General features: G+C 33.2%; 21 protein-coding genes. 4 read left to right on the top strand and 17 right to left on the bottom strand.

Annotated elements, in window-relative coordinates; translation table 11 throughout:
- The first annotated feature begins 40 nt into the window (after positions 1 to 40).
- Positions 41 to 1,009 (top strand): tryptophan--tRNA ligase, encoded by a 969-nt coding sequence (trpS, locus tag V8G56_RS01555; RefSeq protein ID WP_395436694.1) that lies wholly within the window; start codon positions 41 to 43, stop codon positions 1,007 to 1,009.
- A 160-nt stretch (positions 1,010 to 1,169) separates the two neighbouring features.
- Here trpS and dprA read toward each other — a convergent pair whose 3' ends face one another.
- On the bottom strand, positions 1,170 to 2,273 hold the full coding sequence (gene dprA / locus V8G56_RS01550) for a DNA-processing protein DprA (protein WP_395436693.1): 1,104 nt from the start codon (positions 2,271 to 2,273) through the stop codon (positions 1,170 to 1,172).
- Between the two features lie 104 nt (positions 2,274 to 2,377).
- On the opposite strand from dprA, the gene V8G56_RS01545 reads away from it, so the two are divergent.
- The 3 genes from V8G56_RS01545 (at position 2,378) to V8G56_RS01535 (ending at position 4,215) form a co-directional block, all read left to right on the top strand.
- Positions 2,378 to 3,316 (top strand): HU domain-containing protein, encoded by a 939-nt coding sequence (locus V8G56_RS01545; protein WP_395436692.1) that lies wholly within the window; start codon positions 2,378 to 2,380, stop codon positions 3,314 to 3,316.
- Positions 3,317 to 3,438: 122 nt separating this feature from the next.
- The gene (locus V8G56_RS01540; RefSeq protein WP_331632939.1) at positions 3,439 to 3,948 is read left to right on the top strand and encodes an acyl-CoA thioesterase; all 510 of its coding nucleotides are present in this window, start codon (positions 3,439 to 3,441) and stop codon (positions 3,946 to 3,948) included.
- Between the two features lie 54 nt (positions 3,949 to 4,002).
- Complete coding sequence (locus tag V8G56_RS01535) at positions 4,003 to 4,215, top strand: DUF6515 family protein (RefSeq protein WP_395436691.1); 213 nt, start codon at positions 4,003 to 4,005, stop codon at positions 4,213 to 4,215.
- Positions 4,216 to 4,229: 14 nt separating this feature from the next.
- On the opposite strand, the gene V8G56_RS01530 is transcribed toward V8G56_RS01535, so the two are convergent.
- From V8G56_RS01530 to V8G56_RS01455, 16 genes are all read right to left on the bottom strand, one after another.
- Positions 4,230 to 5,456, bottom strand: coding sequence for a murein hydrolase activator EnvC family protein (locus tag V8G56_RS01530; protein ID WP_395436690.1), 1,227 nt, complete (start codon positions 5,454 to 5,456; stop codon positions 4,230 to 4,232).
- Entirely contained in the window at positions 5,456 to 6,235 is a 780-nt protein-coding gene (locus V8G56_RS01525) for a DUF4292 domain-containing protein (RefSeq protein ID WP_395436689.1), read from the bottom strand. Before V8G56_RS01525 ends, V8G56_RS01530 begins: the two co-directional genes overlap by 1 nt.
- Positions 6,236 to 6,245: 10 nt before the next feature.
- Positions 6,246 to 7,607: a tetratricopeptide repeat protein gene (locus V8G56_RS01520; protein ID WP_395436688.1), complete on the bottom strand. Its 1,362-nt coding sequence runs from the start codon at positions 7,605 to 7,607 to the stop codon at positions 6,246 to 6,248.
- A gap of 40 nt (positions 7,608 to 7,647) precedes the next feature.
- Positions 7,648 to 8,667 carry a sugar phosphate nucleotidyltransferase gene (locus tag V8G56_RS01515; RefSeq protein ID WP_395436686.1) on the bottom strand — a complete coding sequence of 340 codons (1,020 nt, stop codon included), beginning with the start codon at positions 8,665 to 8,667 and terminating at the stop codon, positions 7,648 to 7,650.
- A gap of 37 nt (positions 8,668 to 8,704) precedes the next feature.
- Positions 8,705 to 9,139, bottom strand: a complete 435-nt coding sequence (gene dut / locus V8G56_RS01510) for a dUTP diphosphatase (protein ID WP_395436685.1) — start codon at positions 9,137 to 9,139, stop codon at positions 8,705 to 8,707.
- A gap of 1 nt (position 9,140) precedes the next feature.
- Positions 9,141 to 10,601, bottom strand: coding sequence for an oligosaccharide flippase family protein (locus V8G56_RS01505; RefSeq protein WP_395436684.1), 1,461 nt, complete (start codon positions 10,599 to 10,601; stop codon positions 9,141 to 9,143).
- A 57-nt stretch (positions 10,602 to 10,658) separates the two neighbouring features.
- Complete coding sequence (locus tag V8G56_RS01500) at positions 10,659 to 11,168, bottom strand: hypothetical protein (RefSeq protein ID WP_395436683.1); 510 nt, start codon at positions 11,166 to 11,168, stop codon at positions 10,659 to 10,661.
- A gap of 110 nt (positions 11,169 to 11,278) precedes the next feature.
- The gene (gene atpG / locus V8G56_RS01495; protein ID WP_395436682.1) at positions 11,279 to 12,139 is read right to left on the bottom strand and encodes an ATP synthase F1 subunit gamma; all 861 of its coding nucleotides are present in this window, start codon (positions 12,137 to 12,139) and stop codon (positions 11,279 to 11,281) included.
- A gap of 68 nt (positions 12,140 to 12,207) precedes the next feature.
- Positions 12,208 to 13,788, bottom strand: a complete 1,581-nt coding sequence (gene atpA, locus V8G56_RS01490; protein WP_395436681.1) for a F0F1 ATP synthase subunit alpha — start codon at positions 13,786 to 13,788, stop codon at positions 12,208 to 12,210.
- Between the two features lie 7 nt (positions 13,789 to 13,795).
- Positions 13,796 to 14,332, bottom strand: a complete 537-nt coding sequence (atpH, locus tag V8G56_RS01485; RefSeq protein ID WP_395436680.1) for an ATP synthase F1 subunit delta — start codon at positions 14,330 to 14,332, stop codon at positions 13,796 to 13,798.
- Positions 14,333 to 14,338: 6 nt separating this feature from the next.
- Positions 14,339 to 14,839 carry a F0F1 ATP synthase subunit B gene (locus V8G56_RS01480; RefSeq protein ID WP_395436679.1) on the bottom strand — a complete coding sequence of 167 codons (501 nt, stop codon included), beginning with the start codon at positions 14,837 to 14,839 and terminating at the stop codon, positions 14,339 to 14,341.
- 85 nt (positions 14,840 to 14,924) lie between these two features.
- Positions 14,925 to 15,116, bottom strand: a complete 192-nt coding sequence (gene atpE, locus V8G56_RS01475; protein ID WP_142784445.1) for an ATP synthase F0 subunit C — start codon at positions 15,114 to 15,116, stop codon at positions 14,925 to 14,927.
- A gap of 35 nt (positions 15,117 to 15,151) precedes the next feature.
- Entirely contained in the window at positions 15,152 to 16,258 is a 1,107-nt protein-coding gene (gene atpB / locus V8G56_RS01470; protein ID WP_395436677.1) for a F0F1 ATP synthase subunit A, read from the bottom strand.
- Between the two features lie 116 nt (positions 16,259 to 16,374).
- Positions 16,375 to 16,761: a DUF6168 family protein gene (locus V8G56_RS01465; RefSeq protein WP_395436676.1), complete on the bottom strand. Its 387-nt coding sequence runs from the start codon at positions 16,759 to 16,761 to the stop codon at positions 16,375 to 16,377.
- The gene (locus V8G56_RS01460) at positions 16,761 to 16,991 is read right to left on the bottom strand and encodes an AtpZ/AtpI family protein (protein ID WP_395436675.1); all 231 of its coding nucleotides are present in this window, start codon (positions 16,989 to 16,991) and stop codon (positions 16,761 to 16,763) included. Before V8G56_RS01460 ends, V8G56_RS01465 begins: the two co-directional genes overlap by 1 nt.
- A complete protein-coding gene (locus V8G56_RS01455; protein WP_395436674.1) occupies positions 16,951 to 17,370 on the bottom strand; it encodes a bactofilin family protein in 420 nt (139 codons plus the stop codon). The genes V8G56_RS01460 and V8G56_RS01455 overlap by 41 nt, the downstream gene beginning before the upstream one ends.

Below are 17,370 nucleotides of genomic sequence, written 5' to 3'. Positions count from 1 at the left end.
GTTTAATTTTAATGAGATTCTCACTTTTGACAGGCATATTATGGCAAGAATACTTACAGGAATACAAAGCACCGGAACACCACATTTAGGTAATATTTTAGGCGCGATTATGCCTGCTATTGAAATGGCAAATAATCCGCAAAATGATTCATTTCTGTTTATTGCGAATATGCATACGCTTACCCAAATTAAGGATGCTGAAGAATTACGTCATAACACCTATTCAACTGCTGCTACTTGGTTAGCTTTTGGTTTAGATATTAAAAAAACCGTGTTTTACAGACAAAGTGATGTCCCTCAAGTAACAGAATTATCTTGGTATTTAAGTTGCTATTTTCCATACCAACGTTTAACATTGGCTCACAGTTTTAAAGATAAAGCCGACAGACTTGAAGATGTTAATGCTGGATTGTTTACTTATCCTATGCTTATGGCTGCTGATATTTTATTATACGATGCCAATATTGTTCCTGTTGGAAAAGATCAGTTACAGCATATTGAGATGACACGCGATGTGGCCGCCAGATTTCACGCAAAAATGGGAGATACTTTTGTGATGCCAGAAGGAAAAATTCAAGAAAACACCATGTTGATTCCAGGCACCGATGGCGAGAAAATGAGTAAAAGCAGAGACAATACTATTAACATTTTCTTGAATGACAAACAACTTAGAAAGCAGATTATGTCCATTCAAACGGACAGTACGCCTCTTGAAGATCCAAAAGACTGGAAGACTTGTAACTGTTTTGCTATTTATAACTTATTGGCCAATAAAGAACAGGTTGAAGTTATGAAAGCAAACTATGAACATGGTAATTACGGTTATGGCCATGCCAAGCAGTCGTTATATGAACTTATTATAGATAAATTTGCTGTGCCCCGTCAACGTTATAATCATTTTATGAGTCATCTAAATGAAATTGATGAGGCCTTAGCTCTGGGTGCAGAAAAAGCTAAAATAGTAGCTAATGCTGTTTTAAAGAGAGTACGAGAAAAAGCAGGATATTAAAATGAAAAAACTAATTTGGTTTACTGTTTTAATGACTCTTAGTCAGGGATTTATGATTTTGTCTCAGACTCAATCTGAAAATGGCAATAATTGGATTATCATGGTTGGAGTTCTTATAATTATAGCTATTCTCATTCACTTTTTTGTGGAATATAAAAAGCTAAATAAGCTCAAATAATTTTCCAGGTAAGGGTCTTACAACCCCCTTTAATTCCATATTAAGAAGGATTCCAGCAATCTTAAAAATAGGCATGCCGCAATTAATGGCAATCGTATCTAATTGTTGTTTGTTGTTTTCTTTTAAATAGTTATAAATTATTTTTTCCTGTTCATCAAGTTCAACAAATAGTTGTTTTTGGATACTTGGTGTAACATCTGTTTCCAATTGCCAATTTAAAACATACGGAATGTCCAAGGGGTTCGTTAACATCTGTGCTTTTTGGTATTTAATTAAATTATTACATCCTATACTTTGTGAATCAGTTATTCTTCCAGGAACCGCAAAAACATCTCGGTTATAAGAATTAGCAATATCAGCAGTAACAAGGCTTCCTCCTCTTTCAGCAGATTCAATGACAATAGTAGCTTCACTCAAACCAGCTATAACTCTATTTCGTTTTAAAAAATTGTTTTTATCAAAAGTATCCCCACTCCAAAAGTCGGTATAAAACCCTCCATTCTTTTCAATATCCGCCACATATTTTTTGTGCACTTTAGGGTATATTTGATTTAATCCATGAGCCAAACATCCTATGGTTTGTAAATCATGTTTCAACGCCGCTTTGTGAGCTGTAATATCTGTTCCATAAGCAAAACCTGATACAATAATTGGATTATAAGGTACTAGTTGTTCCAATAACATTTCACAAAAAGCAATACCTTGAGTCGTAATTTTTCTTGTGCCTACAATACTTATGATGTGTTGATTTTTTAGATTAATAGAACCTGATTGAAAAAGTAAAACCGGTCCATCAACACAATGCTTTAATTTCTCAGGATAGTCCTCTTCGTCAAAATATAAACAAACTATATTATTGCTTTTAATAAAATGGAGTTCCTTTTCGGCGGCTTTATGATGACTCATTTCAAATAAATCATTTATTATGACGCTTCCAATACCTTCAATTTTTAAGAGATTCCGCTTCTTTTCTTTAAAGACTTCTTCGGCAGAACCGCAATATGCAATCAACTTTTTTGCGGTAATATCACCTATATTAGTTACATGTTGTAACGCTAAAGTGTTTAGTAGGTCGTTTTCTGTCATTCTAATGCATTGATTTAAAGTTTACAAGTAAGTAATTTTTGCGATGTTAATAAATAGTTTTGTCAAAAGTTTATATAAAAGCTTAATTTTTTAACTTTGTTTTTATGCAATTAGAGACCTACATCAGTGATTTACTTTATAGATATGAATGCGTGACGGTGCCTGAATTTGGTGCCTTTTTAACACAACGAGTTCCGGCGGTTATTAATGATACCACTAATGCCTTTTATCCCCCCAAAAAAAATCTGTCATTTAATGAGCAAATTCAAAAAAATGATGGCTTATTAGCTAACTACATTGCCGATGTAGAAAAAATTCCTTTTGAGGAGGCTAATGAAAAAATTCAGAAACGGGTTAAAATTCTTAAATCGCTTTTAACACAGGGAGAAACGCTTACGTTTAATAATATAGGGGAAATAGTTTTTAATAGTGAAGGAAAAATACTTTTTGAACCATCTTATCATCTCAATTATTTAACTGATGCCTTTGGATTAGCTCAATTTGTATCGCCTGCTATTACACGAGAACTTTATAAAGAAACTGCTCAAACTATTGAAAAAGAAATTCCTGTTGTGTTCTCTCCTGAAAAACGCCGATTAATACCTTATTTTAGATATGCGGCTGTAGCTGTAATTGCTTTGACATTGGGTGGATATGTCGCTTCAAATTATTATGTGAATCAAATTGAAACACATAATCAACTGGCACAAAAAGAAGCGTTTCAGCAATTAGACAATAAAATCCAGCAGGCTACTTTTGTGATAGAGAACCCGCTTCCTGCGGTGACTTTTAATGTGACTAAACAATCGGGCAATTATCATATTGTAGCTGGCGCCTTTAGAGTAGAAGCAAACTGTGATAAAAAAATTAATCAATTAAAAGCTGAAGGTTTCAAGGCCAGAAAAATTGGTGTTAATAAATATGGCTTACATGAAGTTGTTTATGCAAGTTATGAAACTGGACAAGAGGCGCTAGTTGAACTTCACAAAATTAGAAAAACAAGTAACAAAGACGCTTGGTTATTAGTTAAAGAATTAGATTAATTTTTTCTTTTCTTTTTTGAAAGAATTCCCTTTATAGGTGAAAACTGTTTTAATAATAATTAAAACCCTGTAGTAATACGCTAAAATCGTTTTACCTTTGCACAATCATAAAAAATGACCTGATGCAAGCAAAAACACCTGAGCAATCAAAAACTATAATGACCGACATGGTCCTTCCGGGAGAAACCAATCCTTTAAATAATTTATTTGGAGGGGAATTGTTAGCGCGAATGGATAGAGCTGCCAGCATTTCTGCAAGAAGACACTCCAGACGCATCGTGGTGACCGCTTCTGTAAATCATGTAGCTTTTAACAGAGCTGTTCCGTTAGGAAGTGTGGTTACGGTTGAAGCCAAGGTTTCAAGAGCATTTAACACCTCAATGGAGGTGTTTATTGATGTTTGGATTGAAGACAGAGAATCTGGAGCCAAAACAAAGGCCAATGAAGCCATTTATACCTTTGTAGCTGTTGATGAAACAGGAAAACCAATCGCTGTTCCTGAGGTTTTACCAGAAACAAAACTTGAAAAAGAAAGGTATATGGCCGCCCTAAGAAGAAAACAATTAAGTTTATTGTTGGCAGGAAAAATAAAGCCAAATGAAGCCACAGAATTAAAAGCTTTGTTTGTTTAATTAAACCTTTTTACGTTCTAAAAGTCTTATAGCTAAACCCAAATTTTAAAAGTTATGAGAACTCTTACCTTATTTTTATTCCTTTTTTTAATTTTAAACATGACCTCTTGTGCAACTCATGTGGTTACCAGACCCAATGCGGTGACCATTATTAAAACACCACCAAGGCATTATACGGTTGTAAAAGTAAAAGGCAGTAAATACTATTTTTGGAATGGAAATCATTACAGAAAAACCAGAAGCGGATACATTTACGTTAAGATTTAAACCAAATAAAGGGCTTACATTTTATATATCCACTCTGCTGGATTTAATGTGTTCAGGTTTTCGTAAATAATGAAATTTAAAATAGTATCTCCATTTGATGAATTTGTAAAAACTTCTCCAATATCTTGTTTTGTAGTTACTTTATCTCCTTCCTTAACATATACTTTCGAAAGGTTTTTATAGGCTGTAATAAAATTACCATGTCTTATCATAACAATAGGATTTGAGTTCTTTATTACTACAATCCTACTTACTTCTCCATTAAAAACAGCTCTAACTTTAGCGCCTTTTTCTGTAGCAATACGTACCCCATTACTCCTGATTGACACTGATTTATCAATAGGTGATGGTTGAGTCCCATATCCTAGGGTGACGAATCCCTTTTCTACCGGCCATGGCAATTTACCTTTATTGGAAACAAAATTGGAAGCCAATACTTTTTCTTCTGCAGTTAACGAAAAGCCTACAGAGGTTTCAGATTTTCCTGCCTTTTTATTAGACTTAACAATAGCTTCTCTAATTATTCTGTCTATTTCTCTATCAATTCTATCCGCTTCTTGTTGCTTCGCCTTTATTTGAGCCGCATAAACATTAATGTTTTTCTTAATTGAAGCCATAAGCACTTGGTGCTGTTTGCGCTCCTCTTCTAGTGTCTTTTGAACAACTCTATTCTCATTAATCAATTTTTGCTTGTCTGCCTTTTGTACCAAAAGGCTGGCATTTATACTTTGTAATTCTTCACTTTTAGTTTTAATCTCCTGACCTTGTTGTTTTTGATGATCAGAATATTGCTTCATATATTGCAAGCGTTTATAAGCTTGTTTGAAATTGTCTGAAGACAATAAGAACATAATTCTACTTTGCTGATTTTTACTTTTATATGATTTCACAATCATAGCCGCATAATCTTCCTTAAGAGCTTTTAATTCATCACGCAGTTTTGTTATTTTCTTTTGATTGGAATTAATTTCTCTTGTTAAAAGATTGGCTTGCTGATTGGTAACAGAAATCAGATTATTAAGAACACTAATTTTATAATTATAGTTAACTATTAATGATAATTGCGATTTCTCTTTAGATTTATTTTCTTGCTGTAACTGGTTAATCTTATTGATTTCTTGCCTTAATTCTTGTCTCCTCTCTTCTAGTTCCTGTTGTTTTTTGTTTTGAGAAAATCCAATTCCGTTTGCAAGTAGCAACAAGCAAAGTATCAATTTAAAAATGTGATTTCTACTGTTCATTAAAGCTTAATTTCTTTAAGTCCTGTGGGAATTTTAAAGGGAAAACGCAAATCTTCATTCAAAGATACCGCTTTAAATTCCAACTCAATAATCATTTCTTCAGCAGCTTCAACAGCAATAACTTTTATGCTTTCTGGTAAAATTTGTTTATCAACTTGCTGATATGACTTATAATCAATTTGAAGAAGTCTTTGTTCTAGGGGTTGAGAGATTTGTTGTGAAGTTATTTTGAAATGAGAAGGATCTATCAAATAAAACAACTCAAATAGCGCTTTTTGTTCTTTAGGCGCCACAACATACTCTTTTTCATTCACAGTGGCTTCAAATGCATTATCCTTTAAACTAAATAGGGCTTCGCCGAGTAACAAATTTTGCACTTTTTGAAAATCTAAATCAGTGCCTAATAAATCGCTTAAATATTTAAAATCTCCTTCAAAATAGGTGTTATCCAACTTATTGTAAAAACTCACTTTTTTCGGGGTTATTAAAGCTTTAACAACTGATATTGGCGTGGACATTAATAAGATCTTTTCATCCTTTTCAATACGCATATTAACGGTATACCCATTGGATTTTTCACCTTGATATATATCTATTTTTACGCGAGCTGATAAGGTTTTAAATGTTGCTGCCTTTTTTGTATTCTCCTTAATGAGTTGCTTGGTTGATAAATTTAAATTTTCAGAACCAGATCTTATTGTTTTGGTGGATTTACAGCCTGTGGCAAGAACTAATGAAATAAATATAATAGCGATTAAACAGCGGCTTTTAAAGTGCATATAAGAGTTCCTATTTGGTGGTTTCTAACTTTTTTGCTTTATCACTAAACGCTTTTGCCTTAGATTCATTGTTTAGTAAGGTATATGCAACACTTAATTGGTTATAAAAATCAATTTCCATTTTGGTGTCATCAATAATATAATCTAATCCTGCTTCCAAAATAGACACGGCTTCTTCCGCTCTTTTTAGTTTATTCAAAGCAACGCCATTTATTAAATAAATTATAGGCATTGATGGATATTTCTCTAATGCGTTTTTAGATTTTGAAGCGGCTTCATCATACTGCATTAAATCAATGTGTAATAACAAAATATTGCGCAAAACGCCAAAATTATCACTCTCCATTGATAAAGCTTGTTGAAAATACTCCAAGGCTTTATTCTTGTCGCCTTTAGTTAAATAATACTGAGCTATTTCTACAAATGATTTTGAGGTTTTAGTATCTCCTGCCAAGGTTGTAGCCTCAACTAAAGCAGATTCATACTGAGGATTTTTACCGACAAAAGCCACAAAATCTGAAAGCACCTTGAGTTTTGCCTCTGGTTTTATTTGACTGCTTTGAATAACAATCTTCATAGATTCTATTGCTTTTTCGGGTTCATTCTTTTCTAAATAAAACTTATAAAGCGCCAGGTGTACCAATTGAGAAGTAGGATTGACTTTAAGCAGTTCTTTTGCTGTTTCAAAAGCCTTTTCATTTTCATTGTTCTCACTATAACGATAAATAAGCGCTAAATAATTAGCTTCTTTATCCGGATTATCATCCACGCGTTTTTCTAAATTTTTTATCTGATCCTTTTTCCGTCCTGTTGCAGCATAAATTTGATTTCGCATATAATCTCTTGTGCCAGAAATGCCTAATTTTTCATCAAGTTCATCCAATACCTTTAAAGCATCATCATACTTTTTAGTAGAAATATACAAGGCAACTAACTCCTCTTTGTAATCAGGATGATACCCTACAAGTTGTTTTAGGGTTTTAATGGCTTTATCTTGCTCATTTTGCTGAACATATAAACTATAAAGTGCCTCTAAATACCATTCATTATCTTGCTGCTTATCTACCGCCGTTTTTAAAGCCTCTTCAGCAGCCCCAAAATTTTTAAGCTGAATGTAATTTTTCCCTAATTCAAAATATAAAACAGATTGAGAATTATCTATCGCAATACATTTTATAAGCGCTTCAACAGAGCGGTCATAATTTTCAATACCTTTTTGCTTTAAAGCTTCAAAAAATAATTCTTGAAATTGATCCTCTAAATCGCCTAAATCATCATCAGGATTTTTATTAAAATCTACCTGTCCAAATTGATATTGTGGAACCAATAGGACACCCAAAAAAACAAATAATATGTAGATTTTATATTTCAATTTTAATTGTTTTATTCTATAACAAGAGTCTCATCAAATCTTATTCCAATACTGAATAATCCCCAAGACTTACTGCTTTAAAATTACCATCATAAGACACATAATTACCTATCATAGCATCATCTAAATGGGCATTTTTGATTGTTGTATTCGTTTGTATTAAACTGTTTTTAATGGTGGCATTTTCTATAATACACTTATCACCAATTGAAACATTTGGTCCGATGGTGGCATTATTTAAAATTACATTTTCTCCAATGAAACAGGGTTCAATGATATTAGAATTGTTGATTTTAGCAGATGCTGCAATCATCTGTTCTTCTCCATCAGATTTTAAGAAACCTAGCATTCTGGTATTGGTTTCAACCGTAACGGCTTTGTTACCACAATCCATCCACTCATCAACCTGACCGGTTTTAAAAACTTTCCCGGTTGCCATCATCCCCTTAATACCATCATTAATTTGATACTCACCGCCATTCACTATGTTATTATCCAGAACGTGCTGTAACTGTTGTTTTAAAACGCCCACTTCTTTGAAGTAGTATATGCCAATAACCGCTAAATCACTTACAAACTCTTTTGGTTTTTCAACCAGCTCAACAATTTCCTGTTTTGAATTCAATTTAACTACTCCAAAGGCTTCTGGCTTATCAACTTGCTTTACCCATATAACAGCATCAGCTTCCGGATCTAAGCTAAAATTTGCTCTAATAAGCGTGTCTGCATACGCAATGACAGCTGGTCCAGACAATGATTCCTTAGCGCACATAATAGCGTGACCGGTTCCTAACGGCTGGTCTTGTCTATAAATAGATGCTTTAGCCCCTAAACTATTAGCTAAGGCTTTTAAACTATCAACCACATCCTCTCCAAAAAATGCCGGATCTCCAAGGACAAAGGCAATTTCATCAATTGGTTGTTTTAAAACCTTGGCTATATCCTTTACCAATCTGTGAACTATAGGTTGTCCAGCAACTGGAATTAATGGTTTAGGTACTGTTAAACTATGTGGTCTTAAACGAGAACCTCTTCCCGCCATAGGTACTATTATTTTCATATGATCCTTTTTCTTTTTTTACTATTTTTTGCTAAATCTACTTTGTCCCAGTACTGCCAAAACCTCCTTGACCTCTGGAGGTTTCAGAAAGTTCATCTACTTGTTTCCATTCAGCCCGTTCATGTTTAGCAATCACTAATTGAGCAATGCGTTCACCATTTTCTACAGCGAAATCTTCATTTGAAAGATTCACTAAAATAACGCCAATTTCGCCTCTATAATCAGCATCAACCGTGCCTGGGGTGTTTAGTACTGTAATTCCTTTTTTTGCCGCAAGGCCACTTCTAGGCCGCACCTGTGCTTCATATCCTATTGGAAGTTCAATAAACAATCCTGTTTTCACAATGGCTCTTTCTAAAGGTTTTAAAATAATTGTTTCTGAAATATGGGCTCTTAAATCCATACCTGCCGAAGCAATGGTTTCATAACTTGGCAAATCATGGGATGATTTATTGATTATTTTAATTTGCATTTTATTTTTTTAATAATTGCTTTAATTGGTTTTTTTCTGAAATAAAAATGATTGTCAAAAATACGATTAACATTGGTATCCCGATGATATATTCTTCTCTAAATTTATAAAACGACAAGAGAGAAAATCCAATAGATAGAATTAAATAAAGTCCTATTTTTTTAAGGTTATACGGTATAGGATAATATTTGCGTCCAAAATAATAAGATAAAATCATCATAATGCTATACGCCACTAAGGTAGCAACGGCGGATGCTTTATAGCTAAATTCCTTTATAAACAGAATATTCAACACTAGAGTGACTACCGCACCAACAATAGAAATATAAGCTCCAAATTTTGTTTTATCTGTAATCTTATACCATACCGAAAGGTTGTGATAAATACCTAAACAGAAATTTGCAATTAAAATTATTGGTACTACCCACATAGCTTCCCAATAAGCTTCACTTCTTACTATATATGGTTTTAAGATATCTGCAAAAACAACTACAGATAATAAAATAATGGATCCAAAAGCAACAAAAAATTCTAAAATAGTCGCATAATTCTTTTGAGGGTTTTCACTTTTAGCGTGACTAAAAAAGAATGGTTCAATACCCAATCTATAGGCCGTTGCAAACAAAGTCATGAATAAAGCAATTTTATAACATGCAGAATACATTCCAATATCTGTGTCGGCAATGTTTGGAGGCAATAACTCCTTAAGAAGAATTCTATCAAAAGTCTCATTGATTGAAAAAGCCACACCAGCTACTAACACAGGAAAAGCATATCGTATCATTGATTTCCATAGCTCTTTATTAAAAACATATTTTGTTTTAACATAGAAAGGAACCACTATGAGCAAAGTAATACCACTTGCTATTAGATTGGCAATAAAAATATAACTGATTTCAAAATTCGGCTTATAAATGCTTTCAAAAAAGGCCCCCTCTGAAGATAAGTTCTTCAATATTAATAAGAAGAATAAATTAAATCCTAAATTAATGATAACATTTAAAATTTTTATAAATGCGTAACGCATGGGTCTTTGAGTAGCCCTTAACCAAGCGAATGGAATAATTGTTAGCGCATCTAAAAGCAATATCCATATCACTAAATTGATATATTTAACATCAATATCTATAATGGTTGCTATCTGATTTTGAAATATTAATGCTAATATAAAAAACCCAAAAGATGAAATTATTAAAGAAATAGTAGAGGTTCCAATAACTTGATTTTTTTCATTTTCTTTATTAAAAAAACGGAAAAAAGCAGTTTCCATTCCATAAGCCAATACCACATTAAAAAGCACAAAATAAGAAAAAATAACAGATACTTGCCCATATTCAGCTACTGAAGATAACACCCCTTTTGTAGTATAAAGCGGCACTAAAATAAAGCTTAACATTCTGGGTAAAACAGTTGCTAAACCATAAATAAATGTTTGCTTAAATAATGTTTTGAGTACGCCCAACAGTTCATTTTTATATGGCTAAAAATACGTTTTTAGCGATTCTAAACCAAAAATACATTATTCCTTATTACGAGGCGCACTTGGATATGCTAGTAATGGTTTCTTTGAAAGATTATCAATCATGAAATACTTGGTTTTAGATCCTTCTTTATAGGAAATAACACATTGACTATCCTTTAAAGTGGGCCATTGCTTCAACATCGTTTGATTGACTTTATTTCCATATTCGGCAAAAGGCTCATTACTCATAATAAGATCCTTTTTTTGATTTAAATCAGTTATAAACCTGCCAATAGCTAATAATTCATTTTTAAATTCAAGTTTAACGACTTTCCCTTGAAAATAAATGCTGTCTAATTCAATTTTATTCACGTTTGAAATAATAGGAATGTAGATATCGATTCCTGAACCACCGCCTTCAATCCCAGCTATCCAGCTCTGATAGTAACATTCTCCTAATTGTAAAGGAGCGCCTTTTTGCAGTATTTGGGCGCTGCTGCATTGTGACACAAGAAATACCATAAAACATAGTGATATAAAGTTAAATGCCTTTTTAAAAAATTTCATGTTGTTTTATTGATCATATAAAGATACCATTTCAAAAGTAATGCCATAAAAAAACCCCCACTATTTGCGAGGGTTTTGAATTTTATAAAAGCTGTTGATTTAAATTAGGTTTAATTATTTAAAGCTTCTGCCCCTCCAACAATTTCAAGAATTTCGTTAGTAATTGCGGCTTGTCTTGCTTTGTTATAAGTTAATTTAAGCTGATCTCTTAGCTCAGTAGCATTATCTGTCGCCTTGTGCATAGCAGTCATGCGTGCACCATGCTCACTTGCAAAAGAATCTCTAATTCCTTTATACAATTGTGTTTTTAATGACTTTGGAATTAATTGTTCAACAATTTCTACTTTTGAAGGTTCAAAAATATAGTCTAGATTAGCATTAGCAACTTGTTGAGCTGGCACAATCGGTAAAAATTGCTCTGTCATTACTTCTTGAGTCGCCGCGTTTTTAAATTTGTTATACACAATTACTATTTTGTCATACTCGCCAGAAACAAATTTATGCATTAATACTTGTGCAATATCAGCCACATTTTCAAAGGTTAAATCATCAAAAACCTTACTCTCATTTGACACCACTATTTTTTTCTTAGCAAAAGCATCATTCCCTTTCTTACCAATTGCAAAAATCGATACTTTTTTACCGGCATAATCATTACTGATTAACTGTTGTGTTTGTTTGATAATATTTGAATTAAAAGCACCACATAACCCTCTGTTTGACGTTATGGGAACAATCAAAACATTCTTAACTTCACGTTGTGTTGAAAATTTGCTTCCAGTATCTGCATCTAAAGTTGCGCTTAAACCTTGTAAAAGTTCTGTTAACTTATCTGCATAAGGACGCATAGCTGTAATAGCATCCTGTGCCTTCTTCAATTTTGCAGCAGATACCATTTTCATGGCACTGGTAATCTGCATAGTAGAAGATACCGATGTTATTCTGTTACGTATTTCTTTTAAGTTTGCCATATTTTAGTTGTTAGTATTGAGTATTCAGTAGTGAATTGATTAACTCACTACTCAATACTAAAATCTAATTATGCTTTATATTTACTTGATAAATCTTTTGCTACTGCGGTTAATGTGTCAGTAACTTCATCTGTTAATTTACCAGCTTTTAAATCAGCTAAAACATTACTATGTTTTGCTCTTAAAAACTCTAAATAATCCGTTTGAAATTCTTTTATTTTTTCAACAGGTACATCTCTTAATAAGTTTCTAGATCCTGCATAAATAATTGCAATTTGATCTTCCACCTTAAAAGGATCGTTTTGAGCTTGTTTTAAAATCTCCACATTACGCTTTCCTTTTTCAATAACATTTAAAGTAACTGCATCTAGATCTGAACCAAACTTAGCAAACGCTTCTAATTCGCGATATTGTGCCTGGTCTAATTTTAATGTTCCCGCTACTTTTTTCATTGATTTAATCTGAGCGTTACCCCCAACACGAGATACAGAAATACCTACGTTAATTGCTGGACGAACCCCTGAGTTAAACAAATCACCATCTAAGAAAATCTGTCCATCTGTAATTGAAATTACATTGGTTGGAATATATGCTGATACGTCTCCTGCTTGTGTTTCAATAATTGGTAATGCTGTTAATGACCCGCCTCCTTTAACTAAAGGTTTTAAAGAATCAGGTAAGTCATTCATGTTTTTAGCAATCGCATCATTATTGATAATTTTTGCAGAACGCTCTAATAAACGTGAATGTAAGTAGAAAACGTCTCCAGGATACGCCTCACGTCCTGGTGGACGACGTAATAATAAAGACACCTCACGATAGGCTACCGCTTGTTTTGACAAATCATCATAAATAATTAAAGCCGGACGACCAGAATCTCTAAAATATTCTCCAATGGCTGCACCAGCAAATGGCGCATATACTTGCATTGGAGCGGGATCTGATGCATTTGCGGCAACAATAGTTGTGTAGGCTAAAGCGCCTTTATCTTCTAAAGTTTTAGCAATCAAAGCAACGTTCGAAGCTTTTTGCCCAATAGCAACATAGATACAATACACAGGCTGACCTGCATCATAAAATTCTTTTTGATTCAAGATGGTATCAATACAAACCGCTGTTTTACCAGTTTGACGGTCACCAATTACCAGCTCTCTTTGTCCGCGACCGATAGGAATCATGGCGTCAATAGATTTAATCCCTGTTTGTAATGGCTCCGTTACTGGTTCACGGAAAATAACTCCCGGCGCTTTACGCTCCAAAGGCATTTCATACGTTTTACCAGCGATTGGACCTTTCCCATCAATAGGAGTTCCTAAAGTGTCTACAACACGTCCAACAATTCCTTCTCCAACATTTATAGAAGCAATTCTGGTTGTGCGTTTCACAATTGACCCTTCTTTTACTCCTACTGAAGCGCCTAATAATACAATACCAACATTATCTTCTTCCAGGTTTAGAACAATTCCTTCTAAACCACCTTCAAACTCAACTAATTCTCCATATTGAACATTTGAAAGTCCATAAGCACGTACAATACCATCACCAACAGTTAATACTGTTCCCACTTCATCCAATGATGCTGAGGCATCAAATCCTGCAAGTTGCTTTTTTAAGATCGCTGATACTTCAGCTGGTTTTACTTCTGCCATCTTATATTTAGTTTAATGTAAATTCTTTTTTTAATTTGTTTAATTTATTGGAAATGCTCGCATTGTATTGCTTGTCTCCAACCCTTAAGATGAAACCTCCTAAAATACTTTCATCTACTATATTTTCAAGAGTAACTTCTTTATTGGTTAATTCTTTTACCTTCTTTAATACTTTTGATTCCAAATCTTTAGTCATGGGAACTGCGGTAGTAACTGAAGCAAGTTCTTTACCATTTAATTCATCAAACAAAATGCTGTATTGTAAAGCAATATTATTTAAAATATCAACTCTTTTGTTTGTAATTAACACATCAAACAAACTAGCGCTTATGTGATTTAACTCAGGAAATATGGCCAGTAACACGGCCTTTTTTTCTTCAGATTTAATAACAGCACTGTTAAGCATGTTGGCTAGCTCAATATTATCTGCAATGGTATTCGCCATTAACTTCATGTCGTTATTAACCGCATCTGCCTTCTTTTGATCAGTTGCTAAACTTAAAATCGCCTTTGCGTAACGTATCGCTGCTCTTGCTCCTGCCATTTATAACTAATTTAATTTTGCGTCAGCCAACATAGACTCAACCAACTTTTCTTGTTTGTCTTTATTAGATAATTCGGCACGAACCACTTTTTCAGCGATTTCAATTGATAAACTGGCTACTTGAGCTTTTAATTCAGCGATGGCCGCTTTCTTTTCTGATTCAATAGAAGCCTGTGCTTGTTCAATTAGCTTTCCGGCAGCTTCTTTAGCTTCACCTTTAGCGTCTTCAATCATTTTATTTTTAATATCACGTGCGTCTTTCAACATCGTTTCGCGTTCCGTTCTGGCTTCTTTTAACAATTTTTGATTGTCTGCGTGAAGGTTTTCCATTTCTAATTTTGCTTTTTCAGCAGAATCCAATGCGTTTTTTATTCCTTCTTCTCTTTCATTAACTGAATCTAAAATTGGTTTCCAAGCAAATTTTTTAAGCAAAAATACCAGTGCTAAAAAAAGTATCGTTTGCCAAAAAAACAATCCTAAAGAAAACCCTCCAAATAATTCTTCCATAATATTTTATTTTTATAAATCAACTTTTCTGTTTAATTAAAAAGAAGCGCTATAACCAACCGTTATAGCAACTTCTTTATTTGTCTTAAACTGCGAATAAAGCAGCAAATCCAATACCTTCAATCAACGCTGCTGCAATAAGCATAGCAGTTTGAATTTTACCTGTAGCTTCAGGTTGACGAGCGATTGCATCCATAGCAGAACCACCGATTCTACCAATACCAATACCTGCTCCAATTACTACTAAACCTGCGCCTACGATAGCTGGAATCTCCATAAAATATATATATTAAAAATTAAACATTCAATTTATTAATGTGCTTCATCATGATGATGTTCTTCAACAGCCATACCGAAGTAAAGTGCTGAAAGCACGGTAAAAATATACGCTTGTAATGCAGCAACCAACAATTCTAAAATCCCTAACACAAACGCTAATAAAAATGATAATGAACTACCCAGCCAATTATTAAAAACAAACATCATTCCTATGATACTCATTAAGACTATATGTCCTGCTGTAATGTTAGCATACAAACGAATCATCAGTGCAAACGGTTTAATAAACGTCCCTAACAATTCAATAGGTGCTAATATTATTTTCATTGGCACAGGCACACCTGGCATCCAAAAAATATGCTTCCAGTAATTTTTGTTTCCTGAAAAAGTAGTGATTAAATAAGTGATGATTGCCAAACAAAAGGTTACAGCAATATTATTTGTCAAGTTCATTCCAATAGGAGTTAATCCAAAAAGGTTCACAATCCAGACAAAGAAAAATACGGTTAACAAATAACTCATGTATCTTTTATAATGCTTTTCTCCAATATTTGGAACAGCAATTTCATCGCGAACATAAAGAACGATAGGCTCTAATAACCGACCCATTCCTTTTGGCATTCCCTTATTACCTTTATACGATTTAGCCATTCTGCTAAACATAAAAAATAAGATAGCGAAAACCATAAAAATCATGGTTACATTCTTGGTTATAGAAAAGTCTAAGGGTTTTTCATTTATTGCATGATGATGCTCATCTTCAATAATTTCGCCATCTGGCCCATCTACTTTGTATATTTTAGAATGGTGTACTCGATAATAGTTCCCACCAACCTCTGCCACTGATTCGCCATGGTGAAATTTAGAGGATAAAAATACTTTTAACCCATTATCCCATAAAATCACTGGCAATGGAAACCCAAAATATTTGTGTTCTCCTTCATTCGTTTCCCATGAATACAATCCGAAATCATAAGAATCAAGTAAGTGGTGTTGAATATATTCTTTTATTTCTGTTTTCTTATCAACCGCAGGTTCTTGATTTGACGGCGCTGCAGTATGCCCCTCTTGCCCAAATGACATCAAGGATATGAAAAACAATAATAATGTAATTGGTTTTAAAGTTACTTTTATATGCATATCACTCTTAATAATAGTGGCTTAAAAATCGCTGCAAAGGTATGTTTTTATCTCAAAAACAAAAACAATTTTATATTTTATTTCATTAACACAAATAAAGCCCTTTTTCTCCTTTATTAATCTAATTTATTTAGCCATTTGCTAAGGCTAAATGTTTCTAAAATTAATCCGATACTATAGGGTACAAAAAAGGCTGCAAATTCCAATTTTGAAATATGGTTGTCCATTTTAAAAAATGGATAAAAAACGATAAAAAATACAGTAAATTTTAAAAAACTGCCAGCTAAAAACAGAAATCCTAATTGAGATTTATATTTCTCTTTTAAAAGATAAAGCGATCCAAAAACAATTATTATTAGAGCAAAATTGACTGCGTAACACAACACTATTCTATCATCAAATACAGGAAAGTTCCATGTTCTTAAAACTCCTAAATGAATAAAAAAAACAATTCCTAATAGAATTGTTGCTTTAATGGTGAAATCTATAAATGGGTTTCGCATTAATACTTTATTCTATTAACTTGCTTAATAACAGCATACAGTGAAATAGCTACACCTAATAGCGTCATTATAATGACAAACAGCTTACCATCATTATTAAATTTAGTGTCCAGCCATTTTCCTAAAATCACAGATAAATAGATGGTAACACCCATTTGAATAGCAATTCCAGAAAGAACAGCGACATTTTTAAGCGGTTTTTCCGGTTTCTTGTTCTCGTTGTTGTCCACCTTTATTCATTTCTTTAACTGTACCTTTCATGATACAGGTCACGTTGAATGTTGCTCCAGGTTCTACCGATAATTTACCAACGATTACTTCACCTTCTATATGAGCCGTTGACTTAAGGGTTAAAACACCTGATAAAGTAAGTTTTCCTGAGAACTTCCCTTCAAAATGTGCTTCAGTACCTTGTAAGGTTCCTTTTATAAAACCAGATTTACCGACCACTACTTTTCCTGAAGTAATTATATTTCCTTCAATAGTACCATCAATTCTAAAATCTCCTTCACTATTAAAATCTCCAGTAATTTTGGTGCCTTGGGCAATAATATTTTGGCTTGATGAATTTTCTTCCATGTGTTTATTTTTTTTGTTATCAGAAAACAT

This window comes from Gaetbulibacter aquiaggeris, assembly GCF_044003965.1.
Lineage (GTDB): Bacteria > Bacteroidota > Bacteroidia > Flavobacteriales > Flavobacteriaceae > Yeosuana > Yeosuana aquiaggeris.
The sequence above is the reverse complement of the archived record's forward strand: the minus strand, read 5'-3'. Positions and strand labels throughout refer to the sequence as shown.